At 42.4% G+C, this 23,071-nt stretch carries 16 protein-coding genes; 8 read left to right on the top strand and 8 right to left on the bottom strand.

The genetic code is table 11. From position 1 onward, the window contains the following. The first annotated feature begins 5 nt into the window (after positions 1-5). Complete coding sequence (locus C5470_RS11275; protein WP_166288942.1) at positions 6-1,304, top strand: glycosyltransferase; 1,299 nt, start codon at positions 6-8, stop codon at positions 1,302-1,304. A gap of 226 nt (positions 1,305-1,530) precedes the next feature. Next, positions 1,531-2,817 (top strand): glycosyltransferase, encoded by a 1,287-nt coding sequence (locus C5470_RS11270; protein ID WP_166288940.1) that lies wholly within the window; start codon positions 1,531-1,533, stop codon positions 2,815-2,817. Between the two features lie 463 nt (positions 2,818-3,280). Here C5470_RS11270 and C5470_RS11265 read toward each other — a convergent pair whose 3' ends face one another. The 3 genes from C5470_RS11265 to pepN form a co-directional block, all read right to left on the bottom strand. Then, complete coding sequence (locus tag C5470_RS11265) at positions 3,281-3,826, bottom strand: cell division protein ZapC (RefSeq protein WP_036848840.1); 546 nt, start codon at positions 3,824-3,826, stop codon at positions 3,281-3,283. 202 nt (positions 3,827-4,028) lie between these two features. Further along, entirely contained in the window at positions 4,029-5,039 is a 1,011-nt protein-coding gene (pyrD, locus tag C5470_RS11260) for a quinone-dependent dihydroorotate dehydrogenase (protein WP_166288937.1), read from the bottom strand. 168 nt (positions 5,040-5,207) lie between these two features. After that, complete coding sequence (pepN, locus tag C5470_RS11255; RefSeq protein WP_166288934.1) at positions 5,208-7,820, bottom strand: aminopeptidase N; 2,613 nt, start codon at positions 7,818-7,820, stop codon at positions 5,208-5,210. A gap of 348 nt (positions 7,821-8,168) precedes the next feature. Between pepN and pncB the strand changes: the two genes are divergently transcribed. The 5 genes from pncB to C5470_RS11230 all read left to right on the top strand — a co-directional run bounded on the left by pncB (position 8,169) and on the right by C5470_RS11230 (position 15,553). Further along, positions 8,169-9,380 carry a nicotinate phosphoribosyltransferase gene (pncB, locus tag C5470_RS11250; protein WP_036848831.1) on the top strand — a complete coding sequence of 404 codons (1,212 nt, stop codon included), beginning with the start codon at positions 8,169-8,171 and terminating at the stop codon, positions 9,378-9,380. Between the two features lie 203 nt (positions 9,381-9,583). After that, on the top strand, positions 9,584-10,984 hold the full coding sequence (gene asnS, locus C5470_RS11245; RefSeq protein ID WP_036848827.1) for an asparagine--tRNA ligase: 1,401 nt from the start codon (positions 9,584-9,586) through the stop codon (positions 10,982-10,984). A 335-nt stretch (positions 10,985-11,319) separates the two neighbouring features. After that, positions 11,320-12,465, top strand: coding sequence for a porin (locus tag C5470_RS11240; RefSeq protein WP_166288931.1), 1,146 nt, complete (start codon positions 11,320-11,322; stop codon positions 12,463-12,465). A 504-nt stretch (positions 12,466-12,969) separates the two neighbouring features. Continuing rightward, entirely contained in the window at positions 12,970-14,130 is a 1,161-nt protein-coding gene (gene ompC, locus C5470_RS11235) for a porin OmpC (protein WP_036848822.1), read from the top strand. 232 nt (positions 14,131-14,362) lie between these two features. After that, the gene (locus C5470_RS11230) at positions 14,363-15,553 is read left to right on the top strand and encodes an amino acid aminotransferase (protein ID WP_166288928.1); all 1,191 of its coding nucleotides are present in this window, start codon (positions 14,363-14,365) and stop codon (positions 15,551-15,553) included. Positions 15,554-15,630: 77 nt separating this feature from the next. On the opposite strand, the gene C5470_RS11225 is transcribed toward C5470_RS11230, so the two are convergent. The 3 genes from C5470_RS11225 to ldtD all read right to left on the bottom strand — a co-directional run bounded on the left by C5470_RS11225 (position 15,631) and on the right by ldtD (position 18,661). Next, positions 15,631-16,278: an MBL fold metallo-hydrolase gene (locus C5470_RS11225; RefSeq protein ID WP_166288925.1), complete on the bottom strand. Its 648-nt coding sequence runs from the start codon at positions 16,276-16,278 to the stop codon at positions 15,631-15,633. Positions 16,279-16,323: 45 nt separating this feature from the next. Next, complete coding sequence (gene mepK, locus C5470_RS11220) at positions 16,324-16,872, bottom strand: peptidoglycan L,D-endopeptidase MepK (RefSeq protein ID WP_036848813.1); 549 nt, start codon at positions 16,870-16,872, stop codon at positions 16,324-16,326. Between the two features lie 76 nt (positions 16,873-16,948). Further along, entirely contained in the window at positions 16,949-18,661 is a 1,713-nt protein-coding gene (gene ldtD / locus C5470_RS11215) for a L,D-transpeptidase (protein ID WP_166288923.1), read from the bottom strand. Between the two features lie 332 nt (positions 18,662-18,993). On the opposite strand from ldtD, the gene C5470_RS11210 reads away from it, so the two are divergent. Beyond that, complete coding sequence (locus C5470_RS11210; RefSeq protein ID WP_166288920.1) at positions 18,994-20,307, top strand: FAD-dependent oxidoreductase; 1,314 nt, start codon at positions 18,994-18,996, stop codon at positions 20,305-20,307. Positions 20,308-22,030: 1,723 nt separating this feature from the next. On the opposite strand, the gene C5470_RS11205 is transcribed toward C5470_RS11210, so the two are convergent. Continuing rightward, positions 22,031-22,624, bottom strand: a complete 594-nt coding sequence (locus C5470_RS11205) for an ATPase, T2SS/T4P/T4SS family (protein WP_207626961.1) — start codon at positions 22,622-22,624, stop codon at positions 22,031-22,033. Beyond that, the coding region (locus C5470_RS11200; RefSeq protein WP_166288917.1) for a transposase at positions 22,599-23,071 on the bottom strand (473 nt) is incomplete at its 5' end. The genes C5470_RS11205 and C5470_RS11200, both read right to left, overlap by 26 nt.

Raw genomic sequence — 23,071 nt, 5'->3', positions numbered from 1 at the left:
AAGCCATGGCACGTATTGTCATTGCAGCGGTCGCAACACCCGGACATGTCTATCCGATGTTAAAGATCGCTCAATCACTGATAGCACAAGGACATCAGGTAACCGTACTCACTGGTGCATTATTTCGCCAACAGGTAGAAGTTTTAAGCGCACAATTGGTCCCTTTTGATGAACAGATAGACTTTGACTACCGTCATTTAGAACAACATTTCCCCGACCGGGCACAGCTTCCGCCGGGAAATGTACAAATGGCGCTGGCATTTAAGAATTTCTTCTCCGCTCCAATCCCACTTCTCGACCGTCAATTACGCCAGATTATCCGTGAACAACAGGCGGATCTGCTTATAGCCGAGAACTGCTTTTATGGCATATTGCCACTGCTGCAAGAAGAAAAAGCCCATCGTATTCCAGTCATCACCATTGGCATAACGCCTTTGGCTTACTCTTCGAAAGATTCAATTTTCTGGGGACCACGTATCCCACCCGCAGTATTACCTCCAGAATTGACACATGAACAATTAGTGGATGAAGAAAACCGACAACTGATAACCGAAGTGCAGGATAGCTTCAATGCCGCATTAGTTCAGTCCGGCTGCCCCGCGTTAACTCGATCTTTCAACGATGAAATCATTTTCGGCTCTGATCGCTTTTTGCAACTTTCAACCCCGGCTTTTGAATACGCGCGCGAAGGATTACCTGATACAGTCCACTTTATTGGTCCTCTCCCCAACCCTGCACAGACAATAGAATCACCTCAATTATGGGAAGAAGATGATCCACGTCCATTGGTTATAGTCACTCAGGGCACCATTTCCAATACAGATCTAAATCAGTTGATTTTCCCCACCTTGCATGCGCTGGCTAAATTACCTGTACGTGTATTGGCAACCACCGGGGGCAGATCGGTAGAAACATTGCGTGAAAACATACCTGAAAACGCCCGCATCGAAGAATTTATCTCATTTGAGCACTGGCTGCCGAAAGCCTCACTGCTAATATCCAACGGGGGTTACGGAACAATTAACTACGCCCTCAGCCACGGTACGCCGTTGCTCATTGCCGATGCAGGAGAAGGCAAACAAGAAGCTGCTTTTCGTGTTGTATGGGCTGGATGCGGTACTAATCTGGATACAGCGCACCCCACTGAATCTCAACTTAAGCAAACAGTGGAGAATATGCTGAGTACAGACTTGTTTAAACAACGTGCGCAAATTGTCCAAAAAGATTACGCAAAACATGATGCATTAGCAGCAATATCCCGTCACGTAGACCAATTAATTCTTGAACAAAGCCGCATTAACTAAGCCTTAGATACCTTCATCTTCCCTCTCCATTTTGGTGCTAACACAGACTAAAAGGGGGAGGAGATCGGCATGTTTCATAACCTTATGAAAAAATAAACAACAGTGATTATTGTCATAACTAATTATTGTTACTAAAATCAATTTATGACAGTAGTCATAAAATGATCACACCCTGAGTCAGGAGTTAGTTAGCGTAATTAAATCAACACAGTATGAAGGAGCAAGTATGGCACGTATTGTCATTGCAGCGGTTGCAACACCCGGGCATGTCTATCCGATGTTAAAGGTAGCTCAATCACTGATAACACAAGGACATCAGGTAGCTGTATTCACTGGCGCGTTATTTCGCCAACAGGTAGAAGATTTAAACGCAAAATTTATCCCTTTTGATGATCATATAGACTTTGATTACCGCCACTTAAAGCAACGTTTTCCTGACCGAGCGCACCTTCCTCCAGGAAATCTGCAAATGGCACTCGCGTTTAAAGATTTCTTCTGTAGTCCAATCCCATTCCTCGACCGCCAACTACAACAAATCATCCATGAACAGCAAGCAGAATTACTTATAGCCGAGAACTGCTTCTATGGCATATTGCCACTGCTGCAAAAAGAAAAAGCTCATCGCCTTCCAGTGATCATAATTGGCATAACGCCTCTGGCTTACTCTTCAAAAGATTCAATTTTCTGGGGGCCACGTATCCCACCCGCATTATTACCATCAGAATTGACACATGAACAACTCGTGGATGAGGAAACCCGACAACTAATAACCGAAGTACAGGATAGCTTCAATGACGCATTAGCTCAGTCAGGGTGCGCTACGTTAACCCGATTTTTCAACGATGAAGTCATTTTGGGTTCTGATCGCTTTTTGCAACTTTCAACCCTGGCATTTGAATACCCACGAGAAGGATTGCCTGATACAGTCCATTTTATTGGCCCACTCCCCAACCCCGCACCGACAACAGTACCACCTCGATTATGGGAAGAAGATGATCCACGGCCATTGGTTATAGTCACTCAAGGTACCATGTCTAATACCGATCTAAACCAGTTAATTTTCCCCACATTGCGTGCACTGGCTACATTACCAGTACGTGTATTGGCAACCACCGGGGGCAGATCGGTAGAAATACGGCAAGAGAACATACCTGAAAACGCACGTATCGAAGAATTTATCTCATTTGAGCACTGGCTAGCAAAAGCTTCATTGCTAATATCTAACGGGGGTTACGGAACCATTAATTACGCCCTCAACCACGGTACACCGGTGCTCATTGCCGATACAGGAGAAGGCAAGCAGGAAACAGCGTTTCGCGTCGTATGGGCTGGATGTGGTATTAATCTGGATACAGCACAACCGACTGAATCTCAGCTTAAACAAACAGTGGAAAACATTCTTAGCACAAACTTATTTAAACAACGTGCACAAATCGTCCAAAAAGATTATGCAAGCCACGATGCACTGGCAGAGATTTCTAAGCACGTAGAACAATTAATTCTTGAGCAATAAAGCCATTAATGCTTTGTCTCTCCTTTCCAATCCTCCAACTCTGACCGCATCACACGCCTACCACTCCGGCAGGCGTGTTTACTTTTTTATGGAGTGTTCAATATGTCAAATAAAAAAGTACAGGCTCCTTGTTTGAAGCGATTTATCAAACTGGAGTTGATGGAATCTGATCTGCTGGAAACAGCGGAACAACTTGATATCCGTTAATTTGTCGCGGAACTGACAGATAAAGGACGAGTAGTTGCAGAGTTTCCTTGCGCGACAATATTTCCCAAGCCGGCCATATCCCCTACTCCACTCTATTATCATTGTACTGAAACAAGGGAAAATATTGAAATGGGCGATCTGTAACTATTACATATCATGGGTAGGTTTCTACGGTAATATATTCTGGTTTGTAATTGAATTACAAAAAGTGGTTTTACTTCCGGGAATCACAGAGCAAATAGATCTTAAACCCAAATCAAACCGCAGTGCCATAAATTGGCATACGAACAGGTTCCACAAATGGCATCAATCGATCATTCATAATTTTGATTGGATCGCAAAAGCTCATTACGCGATCAGATAACGTTAATTTAGGTTGAGCCAGCAAACAAAGACTCGCACTATCTCCAGCTTCCGCCACCAGAAATATAGCCTCTGTTCCGCAATCCTGAAGCTGTACCTGAATTAATTCACCTTGCACAGGTTTTTCTATCATGGCAAACCGGGAAAAATACCAGCTTCTTGGCATTTGCGGCTTTATAAAGCGAAAAGCAACTAACGCATTAAGAATTAATTCAGCTCTGAACTCATCTGAAATATTAATCCGACGTGTCTGTTCTTCAAAACAATAATAAAGCGCTGCATCTTCGACAGAAAATGAAGTCTCTCCCATTGCATAAGGCGTCAGCATCTTCGCAGGAAAACAGGAACGGAAAACCATACCCTTAGACAGATCGAGCATTACGCGGTCATGGTCAGTATCAAAATACCAGCGCCATTGGTCATCAGGTTTAAGTTTCATGGGTTATCCTTATTATGCAAAAAAACTGACATCGCTAAATAGATGCACTAAACAGATTGTAAATAACTTGTCCGCTATTCAGTGAAATAAGCCCTGCCATATATTAGATATATGAGGGACTGACAAAAATTTAGACGATCAGAGCGAATATAGACGAGTTGGGGGCAAAAATAAACCCCCAATGATAAATTAACAAGAAGATTTAGATATGATTGACGATATCTTTGACTAATTTTGGACCATGATAGATAAATCCGGAGAAAATCTGTATTAAAGCGGCCCCTGCGGCTATTTTTTCTCTGGCCGCAGTCAGTGAATCTATTCCTCCAACACCGATAATAGGAATTTCACCTCTTAATTCTTGAGAGAGCCGGCGAATAACGTCTGTACTACGTAACTGAACCGGTCGGCCACTTAATCCACCCGCTTGTTGGCAATAGTTAAGGCCCTCAACTAATTTCCTGTCTAATGTTGTATTCGTTGCAATAACACCATCGATATTATGACGAATTAAACTATCTGCAATTTGGATCAACTCTTCCTCAGAAAGATCTGGTGCGATTTTTACCGCAACAGGAACATATTTTTGATATTTTTGCTGAAGTTCACCCTGTTTATCTTTAATCGCAGATAATAAATCATCCAGCGCTTCGCCATATTGCAGTGTTCTTAAGCCTGGCGTGTTTGGTGAAGAGATATTAATCGCAATATAGCTGGCATGAGGATAAACCTTATCCATGCAGATTAAATAATCATCTTTCCCATGCTCTACAGGCGTATCTTTATTTTTACCAATATTGATCCCAATAACTCCGCCATATTTTGCCTTTTTGACATTTTCCACCAGGTTATCAACACCAAGATTATTGAAGCCCATACGGTTAATTAGCCCTTCAGCTTCAACAATACGGAATAATCTGGGTTTATCATTTCCTGCCTGAGCTCGTGGGGTTACAGTGCCAATTTCAATAAACCCAAATCCCATTGCACTAAATGCATCAATGCAATCGCCATCTTTATCAAGACCAGCGGCCAAGCCAAGAGGATTTCTAAATGATAATCCCATACAAGTAACGGGTTTTGTAGCAACTGACTGACGGATAAGAAATTCGAAAGGACTACCGGTAATACGCTTGAGCTGGCGGAAGGTTAACTCGTGCGCCCGTTCCGGATCAAGCTGGAACAACGCCTTCCTGATGAGAGAGTAATACATGCGATCTCCTGAGATCAAGATAACAGGGAGTGACTGCCGTAAATTAAGCGCCGGGCATCTTAATAAGATCTGATCCGAAAGTAAACGATTGCAAGAATAAATTTATTATCTAAGAAAATAGGTCAAAAAAATATCGGGCTAAATAACCATTAGCCCGATAAACAGCTATCAGCTTTCTAACGCCTTAGTGATTTTCTCAAACAGATCACCAGACAGGTTTTCCAATCCTTTCAATTGCTCCAGCGCGTTACACATCATGCTTTGGCGTTTTTCGTCATAACGCTTCAGGCGAATCAACGGTTCAATCAAACGGGAAGCAACCTGTGGGTTACGGCGGTTAAGATCGGTCAAAATTTCCAACAGGAACTGATAACCACTGCCATCTTCAGCATGGAATGCAACCGGGTTGTTAACAAATGCCCCAACCAGAGCACGCACTCTGTTTGGGTTACTCATGCTAAATGAACGATGACTCAATAGATTACGCACATTAGCGAGAACATCTGCCGCCGGGCTACTTGCCTGTAAGCTAAACCATTTATCCATAACCAAGCCATCCTGATGCCACCGCTCATCAAATTCTGTCATCAGTTGATCACAGCAAGGCAGCTCCGCTATCACCGCGCCAGATAACGCCGCCAATGCATCAGTCATATTGTCAGACTGATGATATTGATTCGATATCAGTTTATCGGCCTGCTCTTGAGAGCCAAAGGCCAGATAATACAAACAGATATTACGCAGAGAACGTTTGGCGATATCCTGATGATCGACGCGGTATGCACCTATATTGATAGAGTGATAAACCACAGCAAACTCATCCGCCATTTCCTGTGCCAAAGTACGGGTGATTGTATGCAAAACTTCATGAATCGCCTTTGGATCGATAATTGTAAATAATTCTGCCATCTCACCTTCTGACGGCAAAGCCAGAATATGAGCAGCCAGAGCCGGATCAATGTCACTATCCAACAACACCGCACGGAAAGCATCGACCACATGCATTGGCAGTTCGATTGGCTGCTTCTGCTGGTAACGGATAACATTCAGTTTGATATGGTTTGCCATCAGCGACTGAGCCGCATCCCAGCGGGAAAACGCATTACGGGCATGCTTGATCAAAAATGCCAATTGCTGATCGCTGAATGGGTAATCCAGTTTCACAGGCGCCGAGAATTCCCGTAGTAAAGAAGGTACCGGCAATGACGGCACATCATCAAATATAAACGTCTGCTCTGCATTGGTTACATTCAGCACATGGTGAACCGGCTGACCATCATAACGCAATGGGATCACATGGCCTTTGCTGTCATAGAGCTCAATATCCAGTGGAATATGCAGAGGTTGTTTCTCTTTTTGATCGGCGGTAGAAGGTGTCATCTGGCTGACATGCAACTTATACTGCCGCTTTTCCGCATTATATTCATCACGAACGGCCAGCACCGGTGTACCAGACTGGCTATACCAACGACGGAAAAGAGACAGATCGACATTTGATGCATCTTCCATTGCCTGAACAAAATCATCACATGTTGCAGCACTGCCATCATGACGATGAACATAAAGCTGCATCCCTGCCTGGAATTGCTCTTCGCCCAGCAGGGTGTGAATCATGCGGATAACTTCCGCGCCCTTCTCATACACAGTTACTGTATAGAAGTTATTCATCTCAATCACTTTATCAGGACGAATTGAATGCGCCATTGGGCTGGCATCTTCAGCAAACTGTGCCGCACGCATAACACGCACGTTATTGATACGATTAACAGAACGAGAACCAAGATCAGAGCTAAACTCCTGATCGCGGAATACCGTCAATCCCTCTTTCAGACTAAGCTGAAACCAATCGCGGCAAGTGATACGGTTACCGGTCCAATTATGGAAATATTCATGGCCGATCACGGCTTCTATACCAAGGTAATCTTTATCCGTCGCCGTTTCAGATTTTGCCAGCACATATTTGGAGTTAAAGACGTTCAGACCTTTATTCTCCATTGCGCCCATATTGAAGAAATCCACCGCGACAATCATATAGATATCAAGGTCATACTCAAGGCCAAAACGGGTTTCATCCCACTTCATCGCATTTTTCAGGGAAGCCATTGCCCAATCAGCCCGGTCGAGATTGCCACGGTCGACAAACAGCTCCAGTGCAACTTTACGGCCACTACGGGTGGTAAAAGAGTCGCGCAAAACATCAAAATCACCCGCAACCAGAGCGAACAAATAACTTGGTTTTGGGAATGGATCCTGCCATTTCACCCAATGACGCCCATCATCGGTTTCACCTTGTTCAACCCGGTTACCATTTGACAGCAGATACGGATATTTGGCTTTATCGGCTGTCATGCGGGTGGTAAAACGAGCCAGTACATCAGGACGATCAAGATAGTAGGTAATGTGGCGGAAACCTTCTGCTTCACACTGGGTACAAAGTGCATCGCCAGAAACATACAAGCCTTCAAGAGCGGTATTTTTCGCTGGGTGGATATCATTAACAATTTTCAAAGTGAACTGAGCCGGCAACTGCTCAATGACCAGAGTATCACCCTGTTCACGGTAATGCTCCCACGGTTGACCATCTACATGAAGGCTTTTCAGCGTCAAGTCTTCACCATTCAGCACCAATGGCGTTATTTCATGACTCAGACGTTTTATCTGGCTAATTGCGGTGACTTCTGTGCTATCAGCATCAAGATTAAAATCAAGTTCAATATCAGAAATCGTATAGCCCGGAGCGCGATAATCCCGGCGGTATTTAGCTTGTCGCTGTTGTGTCATAAGAAACCTTTTTGTCGTTTCATACTTATGGAATTAATTCAATACCAAATCTTACGCTGCCACAGAAAGAGGTTAAAGTTCAAGAGTGAAATAACGCACCTTCTGGCATTAAACATGCATTAAGAACGAGTATGATGTTATGTAAAGAATATGTTTGCTCTTTGGTGCTTGTTATCACTTAATGATCAAATAACATGATAACATTCAACCAAAGACCTTTTTAGTTTCGATCATCTGGTGAACGATATGATGTTATGTGACTTCAATAACAAAATAATCCCGGTATACTCTTCCAACTTTATCGATTTAGCTGACACGAATAGGCTCCGTGAGGATGCATAACGCGCTATGACCCTAGACGCTACCCCGATTATTAAATCACTGCTTGATACTGACGCTTATAAACTTCATATGCAACAAGCAGTGTACCACCACTACAGCCACATGCCTGTCGTTGCAGAGTTTCGCTGCCGCGGTGATGAACTGCTGGGTGAATATGCCAAAAAATTACGCCATCAGGTTAATATGATGGCTGATCTGGCATTAACTGATGCTGAGTTTAATTATCTTTCCAGCCTGCCTTTTTTCAAGGCTGATTATCTGGATTGGTTCAAAACCTTTCGTTTTAATCCACAGCAAGTCAATATTTCTGTAACCGGTAGTGGTCAGTTAGCTATCCGTATTTCAGGATTATGGCATGAAGTGATTATGTGGGAAGTGCCATTATTGGCGCTGCTCAGTGAGTTGGTTCACCATCACCACTCGCCGGATAACGCAGCTGAAAATGCCGTCAAGCAGCTTCGCAAATTAATTAAACTGTTCTATCAAGATGCAGAAGATGAAGGAATTGATCTCTCCGGTTTCAAACTGATGGATTTCGGCACACGCCGCCGTTTCTCACACGGTGTTCAACATGCCATTGTCAGCGAACTGCAACAGAATTTTCCTTACCTGATTGGCACCAGCAACTATCAACTTGCACAACAGCTTGGGATCTCCCCTGTTGGTACACAGGCGCATGAGTGGTTTCAGGCTCACCAGCAAATCAGCCCGGAACTGGCAAGCAGTCAGCGGGAAGCATTACAAAGTTGGTTAAATGAATATCCCAACCAATTAGGTATCGCTCTGACTGACTGCATCACAATGGATGCTTTTCTGCGGGACTTTGATGCCCAGTTTGCCAACAGATACCAAGGTTTACGCCATGATTCTGGCGATCCAGTTGAATGGGGTGAAAAAGCGATCGCCCATTATCAAAAACTGGGCATCGATCCCATGACGAAAACTTTGGTGTTTTCTGACAGCCTGGATTTCCAGAAAGCGTTAGCGCTTTATCGCCATTTCCACAACAGAATAAACCTGATTTTCGGCATCGGCACACGGCTGACCTGCAACATTCCAGGCGTTAAGCCACTGAACATCGTTATCAAACTTGTCGAATGTAATGGCAAACCGGTAGCAAAACTGTCAGACAGCCCCGGCAAAACCATTTGTGAAGATAATGAGTTTGTTAACAAGCTACGCGCCGCTTTTGATATATCCGTCAAACAAGCTTGTTGACACCATTTTTATAAAACACAACTGTGCCGCTGGTAAATAAAGCAGTGGCATATCTGAAAAAACCGGTTTCCCTCTTATTCACCATTCAAATTAGTGATTTCCTCTTGTTTCCTGGAATATGGCAAGTAACATAGAACAAGCAGCCCCTTGCATAGGGGTATTCATTTTCACTAACTTAAATTGATAACAAAAGAGAGAAATTTATGAGCGTAGCGCCTGTAGTCGACGTACTGCAAGGCCGGGTTGCGGTTGATAGTGAAATCACCGTTCGCGGCTGGATCCGTACAAGGAGAGATTCTAAAGCTGGTATCTCTTTCCTCGCCGTCTATGACGGTTCCTGCTTTAATCCATTACAGGCCGTCGTTAATAATAATTTGCCCAATTATCAGAATGAAATTCTGTCTTTAACCACCGGCTGTTCTGTCGAAGTCACAGGAACAGTTGTTGCTTCACCAGGCCAGGGACAGAGTTTTGAACTGCAAGCGACGAAAGTGGTGGTGATCGGTCTGGTTGAAGATCCTGACACCTATCCGATGGCCGCCAAACGCCACAGCATTGAATACCTGCGCGAAGTGGCTCATCTGCGGCCACGCACCAACCTGATTGGCGCGGTTGCCCGTATGCGTCATACCCTTGCGCAAGCGCTGCACCGTTTCTTCCATGAAAACGGCTACTTCTGGGTTTCAACCCCGCTTATCACTGCGGCTGATACAGAAGGTGCCGGTGAAATGTTCCGTGTCTCCACACTGGATCTGCAAAATCTGCCTTTAACCGATAAAGGTGAAGTGGATTTCAACCAGGATTTCTTCGGCCGTGAAGCTTTCCTGACCGTATCCGGCCAGTTAAATGGCGAAGCCTATGCCTGTGCATTAAGCAAAGTTTACACATTCGGCCCGACTTTCCGTGCTGAAAACTCTAACACCAGCCGCCATCTGGCAGAATTCTGGATGCTTGAGCCGGAAATTGCCTTCGCTAACCTCGACGATGCCGCCTCACTGGCTGAAAATATGCTGAAATATGTTTTCAAAGCCGCATTGGAAGAGCGCGCTGATGATCTGCAATTCTTTGCTGAACGTGTAGATAAAGATGTTATCACCCGTCTGGAGAAATTTATCCATTCTGATTTTGCTCAAATTGATTACACCGATGCCGTTGAAATCCTGCAAAATTGCGGCCAGGAATTTGAAAACCCGGTATTCTGGGGTGTTGACCTCTCATCAGAACATGAGCGTTATCTGGCAGAAAAACACTTTCAGGCGCCAGTGGTAGTGAAAAACTATCCAAAAGATATTAAAGCCTTCTATATGCGAATGAACGACGACGGTAAAACCGTTGCGGCAATGGATGTTCTCGCTCCGGGCATCGGTGAAATTATCGGCGGTTCACAACGTGAAGAGCGTCTGGATAGGCTGGATAAGCGTCTGGAAGAGATGGGGCTTAATAAAGAAGATTACTGGTGGTACCGTGATCTGCGTCGCTATGGCACTGTTCCTCACTCCGGATTCGGATTAGGCTTTGAGCGTTTGGTCGCTTATGTGACCGGTGTCGCAAATGTGCGTGATGTTATCCCATTCCCTCGCACTCCAAGAAGCGCCAATTTCTGATAATTCCATAAAGTAAATATTAAAAAATCATTATGTATATAAAGCCAGCGAAAGCTGGCTTTTTTATTTCCTCAATCCAATTGAGGATCAAAAATCTGCTTGTATTTACATTTTTACACATATTATTTTCACTTTTTTACAAAATTCGCCACTTTGTATCAATTTAATGGTGGATCAAACTCACTACCTAATGAAAAACTGTGCGCCAACACGGACAACACGATGTTCTCATAAATAGTTTCAAAGATTTTCTTAAAGGAATTATTTCTGTAAGTAACAAAAGTCCGGATAACACCAATGATGGTAATTAATGAAGCAATGTAAGGTAACAATTAATGAAAGGTAGTATTTTTGCAGTGGTCATCCCAGCATTATTAGCCGCTGGGGCAACAAACGCCGCTGAAATTTATAACAAAGACAGTAACAAACTCGATCTGTATGGCAAGGTTGATGCACGTCATCAATTCGCAAAGATTACCCAACAATCAGATACAGACCCTATCTATAGTGAAGATGGTGATGCAAGCTACGTTCGTCTGGGTTTCAGAGGTGAAACCCAAATCAATAGCCAACTGACGGGTTATGGGCGCTGGGAGTACGATATTCAGGCTAACAACGCTGAATCAGACGGCGCTAAAGGCAATAAAACCCGCCTGGGTTTCGCTGGCCTGAAATTTTCTCAGTACGGTTCTTTGGACTACGGCCGTAACTACGGTGTTCTCTATGACATTAACGCCTGGACCGACGTATTACCAGTATTCGGTGCTGATTCCATGTCTCAGGCTGACACCTACATGACAGGTCGTGCCACGGGAGTCCTGACTTACCGTAACACTGATTTCTTCGGCCTGGTTGATGGCCTGAACTTTGCCCTGCAATACCAAGGTAAGAACGACGACGACAACAAAAATGGTCGTAATTCACTTCGTCAGCGAGGCGACATCATTAAACCTAATGGTGGCAGTAATGGTGATGGTTTCGGCATCTCTGCTACTTATGATATTGGGTACGGTATCAGCGTGGGGGGTGCCTACTCCAACGCTGACCGTCCTATTATTCATGAAAGACTCGTTACCTCTGTCGCTCGCGGTGAAAGAGCTGAAGCATGGAATATTGGTGCTAAATACGATGCAAACAACGTATATCTGGCAGCGATGTACGGTGAAACCCACAATATGACGTCCTTCGGTTACCAGGATGTTGTCTCGGCAAAAACCCGAAATCTCGAATTAACTGCTCAATATCAGTTCGATTCTGGCCTGCGCCCATCTCTGGCATATGTTCAATCCAAAGGGACAACCTTTTTCACCAAACAGGACTGGGTAAAATATATCTCCATTGGTTCTTATTATAACTTCAATAAAAATTTGTCTGCCTATGTTGATTACAAAATCAATTTGGTAAAGGACAACATATTTACCCGATATTTCGACGTTAACACCAATAACGCGGTTGGTGTAGGTCTGGTATATCAGTTCTAACCTCAACTGAAATAAATACAAAAAACTTAATAAATATGTGATAGCGCTCACTTAAAGTAGGCGCTATTCTTTTTTCAAGAAGAAGAATAATCCGTCATCTGTTGAAAAATAGTACATGGCATACAGACAAGAACATCAACAAGTTACCTATAAAAAATCTGATGACAAAATGAACACCGTATTTTACTCTTTTTACTTTTTTACTAAGCTCAACAGATAATTTTCTTCTTCACTGACGGCGATTCATTTCCACTTTCCTGACCAACTGGGCTGACCAGAGTTCAAAAATTAATCTCTCATTTACACTTTGAAACACTTTGTTGCAAATTCTTACTAAATTTTCTTTTTTATAGCATTTTGTGAGTGGATAAAAATAACAACCAATGAAACACTTGACAGAGAAACAGACGACACTAAACTCTCACAAATAGTTCCATAGATTTTTAAAGAATTATTTTTGGCAGTGGCAGGTGTCCGAATATAACACCAATGAGGGTAATAATAATGACGAAGTACAATATTCTTGCAGTGGTAATCCCAGCTCTGTTGGCTGCTGGCGCAGCAAATGCAGCTGAAATTTATAATAAAGACGGTAACAAACTGGACCTATACGGTAAAGTTGAAGTACGTCACCAATTCGCTAACAACAACAGCGGCGAAGACGGTGATGACACTTTCGCCCGTCTGGGTTTCAAAGGTGAAACTCAAGTCAATGACCAACTGACCGGTTTTGGTCGTTGGGAATACAATATCAAAGGTAACCGAGCAGAAGCCGTTGACGAAGAAACCAAAACTCGTCTGGCTTTCGCTGGCCTGAAACTTTCCGACTACGGTTCACTGAACTATGGTCGTAACTACGGTGTTGTTTATGATGTCAACTCTTGGACCGACGTGTTGCCAGTATTTGGTGGTGACTCCATGGCTCAAACTGACAACTTCATGACTGGCCGTTCTACTGGTCTGTTAACTTACCGTAATAGCGATTTCTTCGGCCTGGTTGATGGTCTGAACTTCGCCCTGCAATATCAGGGTGAGAACAGTAATAACACCTCTAATGGCCGAAAAGACCGTAAAGACAACGGTGATGGTTACGGTTTCGCTACAACCTATGATGCAGGTTATGGTATCAGTGTCGGTGGCGCATACTCTAATTCTGCTCGTACTTCTGCACAGAAAGCAGCTTTTAACGATTCAGGGGATAAACCTACAGGTTCTACTGCCTTAGGTGACCGCGCTGAAGCTTGGAACATCGGTGCTAAATACGATGCCAACAACATCTACCTGGCAGCAATGTACGGTGAAACCCGTAACATGACTCGCTTCGGTGGAAAAGTTGATGGTGTAAACTGGCAAAATATCGCCAACAAAACCCAAAACATCGAATTAACGGCTCAGTATCAGTTCGATTTCGGCCTGCGTCCATCTCTGGCATACGTACAGTCTAAAGGTAAAAGCCTGCTCGGTGACATTAAAGGGGAAGAGAAAGAATCTGGCAGCCACGATCTAGTTAAATATATCTCTGTTGGTACTTTCTACAGCTTCAACAAAAACATGACTACCTTTATTGATTACAAAATCAACCTGCTGGATGACAACGAATTCACCAAAGCATTTGGTATCAGCACTGACAACGTTGTTGGCGTAGGTATGGTTTACCAGTTCTAATTACCATTAATAAATATGCTTAACTGAATATGTTAATCATATTTAAACAAAAGCAGCGCTCAGGCGCTGCTTTTTTATTCTATCTTTTCTTGCTGTTAGCTAAACTTTTTCCCACTCCGCAAACTGCTTCACAAGATTATATTCTTTTTACTACAAATAGTTGGCAAACTGTTTCTGCGGCGTTAACCTGACTACCCTTTTAGGCTTAACCCTGAGCTTTGGAATCACAAACATGTTTGAGAAAATCACAGCAGCACCTGCCGACCCTATTCTTGGCTTAGCCGATACTTTCCGTTCTGATCCTCGTACAAATAAAATCAACCTTGGCATCGGTGTCTATAAAGATGAAACAGGAAAAACCCCCGTTCTGACCAGTGTCAAAAAAGCGGAACAATATCTGCTGGAAAACGAAGCAACAAAGAATTACCTGCCGATTAGCGGCCTAGTTGAATTCGGCATTGTGACGCAAGAATTGCTGTTTGGTAAAGATCACCCAGTGGTAACAGACAAACGCGCCCGTACAGCGCAAAGCCCAGGTGGTACAGGTGCTTTACGTATTGCTGCGGATTTTATTGCCAAACAAACTAACGCTAAACAAGTCTGGATTAGTAATCCAACCTGGCCAAATCATAAAAACGTTTTTTCTGCCGCTGGCTTGGAAGTTCGCGAATATAAATACTATGACGCTGAAAAACACGCCCTGAATTTCGAAGACATGCTGGCAAGCCTGTCTGACGTTCAGGCAGGTGATGTTGTTCTGTTCCATGGCTGTTGCCACAACCCGACAGGTATCGATCCAACCCCAGCTCAGTGGGCTAAACTGGCAGAAATGTCTGCGGAAAAAGGCTGGCTGCCCATTTTTGATTTCGCTTACCAAGGATTTGCCAAAGGCCTGAACGAAGACGCGGAAGGCCTGCGTATTTTTGCAAAAAATCATAATGAACTGATCGTTGCCAGCTCTTATTCCAAAAACTTTGGCTTGTACAATGAACGTGTGGGTGCCTGTACTATCGTTGCCGGTGACAGCAATACAGCAGAAAAAGCATTCAGCCAGGCTAAAGCCATTATCCGTGCTAACTATTCCAACCCACCTTCTCATGGTGCATCTGTTGTCGCCACTATTTTATCAAATGAAGAACTAAAAGCCGCCTGGGAACAAGAGCTGACCACCATGCGCGAACGTATTCAGCGTATGCGTCAGCTGTTTGTGAACACCTTACAAGAAAAAGGTGCAAAACAAGATTTCAGCTTCATTATCAACCAGAATGGTATGTTTTCATTCAGTGGCCTGACAAAAGAACAAGTTGAGCGCTTGCGTACAGAATTTGGTATATACGCTGTCAGTTCCGGTCGTATTAACGTCGCTGGCCTGACACTGGAAAATATGGCCCCACTGTGTGAAGCCATTGTTGCGGTACTCTGAGTTAACATTCACCTTACTTTGAAAAGCCGCTCCATTTCAGCGGCTTTTATCGTCTGACATAAAAACGATATTCAGCATCACCAACTTGGTACTTCATCCTGTAAAAATGGATTAGTCTGCCGTTCATCGCCCAGCGTAGACATTGGCCCGTGCCCTGGAATAAATTTATAATCATCACCAAGTGGCAGAAGTTTATCTTTAATTGAATTAATTAACTGCTGGTGATTACCACGCGGAAAGTCGCTACGCCCAACTCCCCCTTTAAACAGTACATCCCCCATATAAATCAGTTTATCTGCATGATTCACAAATACCACATGCCCTGGTGTATGGCCCGGACAGTGCAATACAGACAAATCGACCCCGCCAACATGCAACTCGTCACCTTCATTCAGCCAGCGGTCAGGTTCAAATGATGCGCATTCCTCAATGCCAAACATCCGGCTCTGAGCCTGCAAGCCTTCGATCCAAAAAGCATCTTCCTGCTGCGGCCCGTAAACCGGCACATTAAAATGTTCAGCGACTTCTGCTGTTGCACCAACATGGTCAAAATGACCATGAGTCAATAAAATCTGGGTCAATTTCAGGCCACGGCCCTCAATCTCAGCAATTAGCTTTGCCGCTTCACCGCCTGGATCAACAATTGCCGCTTCCTTACTCTCTTCATTCCAAATAAGGGTACAATTTTGCATAAAAGCAGTCACAGGAATAATTTGGTATTTCATTATTTCATTTACTCCATAGTCAAAACAAAATAGTTACTCACCAGATTACCACGTCCTGACGGGACCTGTATCAATATGAACGAAATTACTGTGTGGATAGTACCCCACACCGCCCGCTTTCATTTTCAGAGCGGCTTTACAGATATATCTAAGATCAATACCTTCAATATGGAAATCCATCGCTCGCCCGCGAATATGGTAACTCTGTTTAGCCACGCCTTTACTTTTCTTGCGCAACTGATTGTTGGTCACCAGTGAGCGGTAACCAGAAATGAGTTGTACAGGCTTATTAATGCTCATCATCATTTGCAGCAAATAGATCTGATCAAATAATTGAGGATCGATCGTTTTAACTTTATTTTGACGATAATCCCGAAACAGATGATTCAGACGAGCCAGTTCATCTTTGTTATAACGATGACCATCGAAGAATTCGGCTTTGATAGTTTCGCCCGTATGTAAGTTGTCAAAACGTAAAATTCGTGGGCGGGGAGTGGCCAGAGTCGCAAAAACGTGCCCCGGCAATAAACTCAAACCCAAAGCGGCAGCCCCCACACCAAGCCACTTGCGGCGATTATGATCGATTATATCCATGAAGAAACATCTACCCAGATTATGAAAAAATAAGTCGCTGGTCACTATGACAGCTAATAATGAAAATTAGTTGCATCTAGCTTTGTAAAGACAACAACTTTGACAAAAACTGGGAACCTTGTCTCGCACTATTATCATAGTCATAAATATCAGTGCGATACTGAGGTACACCCTGCTCATCTACCCAGGCAGTCAAATAATACAAATAAACAGGAACACGCTGTGGGATATTAACATAAACCGTATTGCCCTGTTTCAGCGTATTATCCACCTTGCTTTGTGACCAACCAGCATCTCCCAATAACATACTTGCCAATTCTGACGCTTTGTTAACCCTGACACAACCAGAACTGATCGCCCTGATATCTTTGTTAAACAGACTATGGTTCGGCGTATCGTGCAAATAGATGGCATCAGAATTTGGCATATTGAATTTATAGCGGCCCAATGAATTAGCCGGCCCTGGAGCCTGCCATACCCGATAAGGAAAATTCGCCGGCGTAATCACATTCCAATCAATAGTGTAAGGATCAATCACACTGGCATCAGCACGCCAGTTTGAAAAAATAACATACCCCCGACGCTGGAAATATCCGGGATCATTAACCGCCCGCGGCGCAATATCTTTTCTCGCCAGACTAGTTGGCACACTCCAGGGGGGATTAATCACAACATTATTCAGCACATTACTCATCATTGGCGTTTTACGGCTCGGACGACCAACGATCACCTTCGAGTTCAACACCTCCTGATCATTAAGATAATAATGCAACGAATAATCAGGAATATTGACCATAATGCCGGTGGAAACATGCCCTGGGACAATCCGCAAACGCTGAATATTAAGCGCCATTAATCCAGCTCTGGTTTGAGGTGACGTATTCAGCCAATCTCTGGTGCGTTTACCAATCACGCCATCGGGTGCCAACCCCTGCCATTGCTGGAAATTTTTTACCGCAGCAACCAATTCAGGGTCATAGATATTACCTGATTTAGTTGTCACATCATTCAGCATGCCGGTACGGATAAGTATTTCTCTTAAGGCCGTGATATCCGGGCAACTCTGCCCTGGCTTTAATGCACTTTTGTCAGAAACCTGTGGCCACGGTTGACTATCAGCCAATAGTTTCATCATCTCCTTATGCATATTTTCATATTGAGGATGCTGCGGCATCCATGCCGCAACATAAGCGGCCACATTGTGATCTGTAATCGCTTGCTGCCACCGGTCTATGATCGCAGATGAAGGTAAAACAATTTTGTATGGTGTCGTGCGATAGAGCCAGTTTTCGCCCTGATAACTGACATCGGAGACAAATTGCAAATAACCTAGCATAGCATCAGATAAAATGAGATCACGTCCCATATCGCTCAATTGAGGATCATTAAGTTCAATCAGCCATTGACCAAATTGCGGCTGAAATCCAGCTAATGCCAGTTCTAAAAGTTGTTGTTCAAAACGCTGAACAGCGGTTTTGTCCTGCCATAAAGGTTGCATCTGGTTAGATGAATACAGATTGACCAATCGATCAAAGAAAATGGGCTTAACTTGCTCCGGTAACCAGCTTTGAAGCACTCTGCGGCCCTCTTCTTTTGCAACCGCAGGAGTTTGAATTTGTCCTTGTTTAAGTATTACTGTCTCAGATACCTTTTCAGTCTGCATTTTTGGCAGATTCTGAATATCACTTTCCATCAGCCCACTCTGTTGATTGGCTAAAGCATAACCAGCCACCATTAATGTACTGCAAATAACCGAAATGCACAGCGGCTTTATCGCTTTTTTTACCATATCAACCTACCCACCATCAGAACATTCTCATAAATTAATTCTAACTATGGCAGATCCAGCATTTAATCAAAGGAAAAAATAAATTAATTACATTGTAATTTATTTGTCTACAAAGGGAATATCATCAGCAACTGCAAGAAAACCAACCTGTTTGGATCTTAGGCATATTTGTCATGTGAAAAAAACCTAAATTTTATTGATACCGAACGGCACGGTTTACTATATTAAAATTATATCAGTAGCATGACTGATAGCAGCACTCAAATAATCCTAGCCATCAGTCACCACGATTCTGTCAGAATCACATCGTACTACTTGCGGAGAAAAAATAAATGAACGTTGGAATAATTGGTGCAGGAATTGGTGGCGCATGCCTGGCACATGGCTTGCGCAAAAATAAAATAAAAGTAACGGTCTATGAACGCGGTTCTGCTAAAGCATCGGTACTTCCCGGTTATGGAATTTATGTCAATACATTCGGCCAATGGGCAATGCAGGAATGCCTTCCGGAGACCAATTGGAGGACCTTTAAAAAGATTTCAAAATCTGTTGGTGGAGAATCAAGATTTTATGATGAACATCTGCGTCTTCTCCTCACGGCCCAAGGCGATACTCATCAGAAAGATGGACAACTCATTTCCGAAAATCGATTGTCGATCAGCAGAGCTGAACTCATAGAAGTACTCAACGAGGGGCTTGCAGATACAATTCAGTGGAACAAAACATTCGCTCGTTATGAACAGATTAAAAACGGTGACGTCAGGATTTTCTTTACTGATGGAAGCCATGAAGACGTTGATATTCTTATCGGTGCGGACGGTAGCAATTCGAAAGTCCGCAAGCAGTACCTTCCTGCTATCGAAAGAATTAATATTGGCGTCATTCTCATCATTGGTCGTGCACGTATTACCCCGACACTTGCGACCTCATTGCCCCCATACCTGCTGGATGGGTCACCCAACAATATCGTGCCTAAAAGCCCAGATGGACTATTTGTCTCCAGGTGGCGTGCTCCGGTTAATACCCAAATAAAGGCCATTTCAGCAGAAATTGATGATTTTGCCATGTGGGCCTATGTAGCGGCAACAAACAGCTATCCGAGTGACATTACTGATTTTTCTGCTGAAAAGCTCTGTACTTTAATCCAGTCCCGTATTGCTTCATGGGATCCAAACCTGCATACCTTGATTAAACAGAGTGATATGGAAAACATATCTCTAGTACCTTTACACAGTATGCCTCATCTTCTGCCTTGGAAATCCAGCGCTGTCACACTACTTGGGGATGCTATTCATAACATGACGCCAATGGTTGGGATGGGAGCGAATACAGCACTTCGAGATGCACTTCTGCTCACTCAGGTTCTTACTCGCGTAGCAGCTGAACATGAAAGCGTAGTCAGGGCGATTTCAGATTATGAACAGCAAATGCGCATATATGCTAATGAAGCTGTTGGGATTTCGTTACGTAGCGCCCAAAATGCGGTTATTGATTCTATATTCAAACGAATACTGTTCCGAACAATACTTCGGGTTGCCCAAGCTTTACCGCCAGTAAAACGACGGCTATTCCCATTAGCAACCAATGCCCGACACCAGAGAAAAACAAAATTAGGTACGACAAACTCGTCTAATGGTACACAATAAAGATGCTTTCACTTTACTTTCAAATAACTTGAATAAATGATTAGCAAAAAATTTATTGTAATAGATCAAGAATAGAATCTGTTTGTAGTAAATAAGTGAGATCTTCTTTTTAAAAAAACAAAGAATTAATAAGGAAGAAGCGATTACTTTCTATCGTATCGACCGGAAGATCTTTATCTGAAAAATATAACAAATAATCTATTTTTAGATTATTAAGTAGTTTTTTTACAAATTTATAGAATCTGAACCCTATATTATATTGGCAACTAAAATATTTTTATAAAATTAAGAGCCTTAAGATACACGTATGACTTTATCTAATTATAATGAAAGCAATGATCTTTATAATTATTAATTACTCAAAACAGTTAATATTTAGTTATCTAAAAAAGATTATAGTTACCTTGAAACAACCACATTTCTATTAATTAAATAAAAATATAAACTAAATGTAAATCCATTTTCACTATTATCTTGTCTTCAAATAACCAATGTGAATTGTTGTTATTCTAATTATATTCCCTCCAACCTATCGACATTTAAGCATTTAAAAAAATAGCTCATAACCACCTTAAAAAAACAATATTTACATGAATTAAAGAAAAAATAAATGATAGTAACTTATAAAAACTGCTCAAAATTGCCAGTAAAACAGTGTCAGTAAAGATAAAAAATGAATATAATTAATGTTGATTAAATATAAAACATCAATATAGCTGATGATTAAATTTAATAAAAAGAAAGCGTTAAAATCAGTAAAGCAACGGTTAAAAGCTTATTATACTGATTAAACCGAGAGGTTAAAAAAATGGCTTTTAATAACAGTTTAAAACCTGATTATCATAAATCGATCAGTAAAAACGAGAAAAACAATCGGCTTTATTAATGCTTTATATACCCCGTAAAAAAGGATAAATAAAAATATGAATAGATTAATAAGAAAATCTATTTTCCAAAAGGAACTAACTTTAATGACGTTTTCAATTGGAGATAAAAATTTTCATAAAATACATTAAATATGCTGACTTAAACTTATTTTACAATATTTTATCCCATCCAATGGCATTTTTATGGTTTTATTTAAATAATATTTAAAATGTAATTTAAAGATAAAATCAATTCATATCGTTATTTTTCCAAGCTATTTTCGTGATTTATTAACGTTTAAATACCCATTTAATCATTATAATCTTTCAGGCTAATTAATTCGCCAGACTTTTCATTACTATTGATACAATAAAGTGTTATTAAATGAGTTCACCAATCCATTTAAACATCATTTAAATAGATATGGGTGAATGGGGTTAAGCTAAAATCTAAAATCATATATAGCGGGTCTATTTTATAAAATTAAAACCTTTACTTTAACAACTCCAATCTTTTAAAAATGACATTAACTAAATGCACATGCCATTTATTACGCTAAAATAGCCATTTTAATAAAGACAAGACAAAAACCATTAAACCATTAAACCATTAAACCATTAAACCATTAAACCATTAAACCATTAAACCATTAAACCATTAAACCATTAAACCATTAAACCATTAAACCATTAAACCATTAAACCATTAAACCATTAAAGCGTAAAACAAATATCCCAAATGTAAAACAAATCTCTTTTTAAAAAATTAAAACTTTTTATTTAAAACTGTGCTTTAAACAATCAAGTGAGTGCTTCACATAATAATCTCCAGGACTACTTGTAACATTAAACCAACCTCAAATACGTGGCCTGAATTCACAATGACCATTACCCTGCAAGCACAAGACATTCATATTGTAACGATCATTCATAAACCCAGTAACTTCGCAGATTTCCGTCACCATTCGCCCCGGTTCCGTCACAATCTTTTCTATCACGATCACCAGATTCACGCTTCTGGCGATCATCCAGCCGATCGTCCCGGGAGTAAAACCCTGCGCGACCTCATCTTCATAAATATAATGCGCCAGTTTTTGCAACCCCTCCTCAGATGAATTGGCATGCATCGTCGTTACCCCACCAGGGTGCCCAGAATTCCAACTTTTGAGCAAAGTATAAGCTTCACCACCGCGAATCTCTCCTACCATGATACGGTCCGGACGCAAACGCATCGTCGTTCGCAGTAAGCGGCGCATATCCACATCTTTACTGGTTCGTAACAGTGCACGGTTAGCATTGTTAAGCTGCAATTCCATCGTATCTTCAATCGCCACGATACGGTCACACGGGCATTGCAGGGTGACTGCTCCCCGCCGTAAAGAGGGTGTCGCAAAAGGTCGGCATTGAAAATAACCCCACAGAAATTTATTGCCTGTTATTGGGACTGGCAACCCATGACAGGCTAAAAATAGCCCATAATATCAGGGCAACTGCCCTTGATAAGTTATACGCTATGGCATGCAAGGTAAATTCCACTCTGACTGCCGATAAACCTCTACGCCGAAAGCGTTCCAGTCCCTGGATCCCACGTAAAGCGGAAAATACCGGTTCTACCATGACTTTTCTCTGACTCAATATCCGTTTTGACTCCAGTTTGGTCATACGTGAACGCCGTTTATCCCGCGCTTTATCTTCCGGGTAACGTTTAATTTTTCTGCCCTTTTTCGCCTGCGTACATTTTTCTTTTTTCGGGCAATCGGCACAGTTTGCTCCCGTATAAACTCGATGCCCACGGCTCTTTTCGGAAGGTTTTACTGTACTGACAGGCAGCAACCTGTCATTGGCCGGGCAGATATAAAGGTCTTTCTCCGCATGATAAATAAACCGCGATTTTGGGT

This window comes from Photorhabdus stackebrandtii (assembly GCF_011189495.1).
Lineage (GTDB): Bacteria > Pseudomonadota > Gammaproteobacteria > Enterobacterales > Enterobacteriaceae > Photorhabdus > Photorhabdus khanii.
Note: the sequence above shows the minus strand (reverse complement) of the source record. Positions and strands in the feature narration are given on the sequence as shown.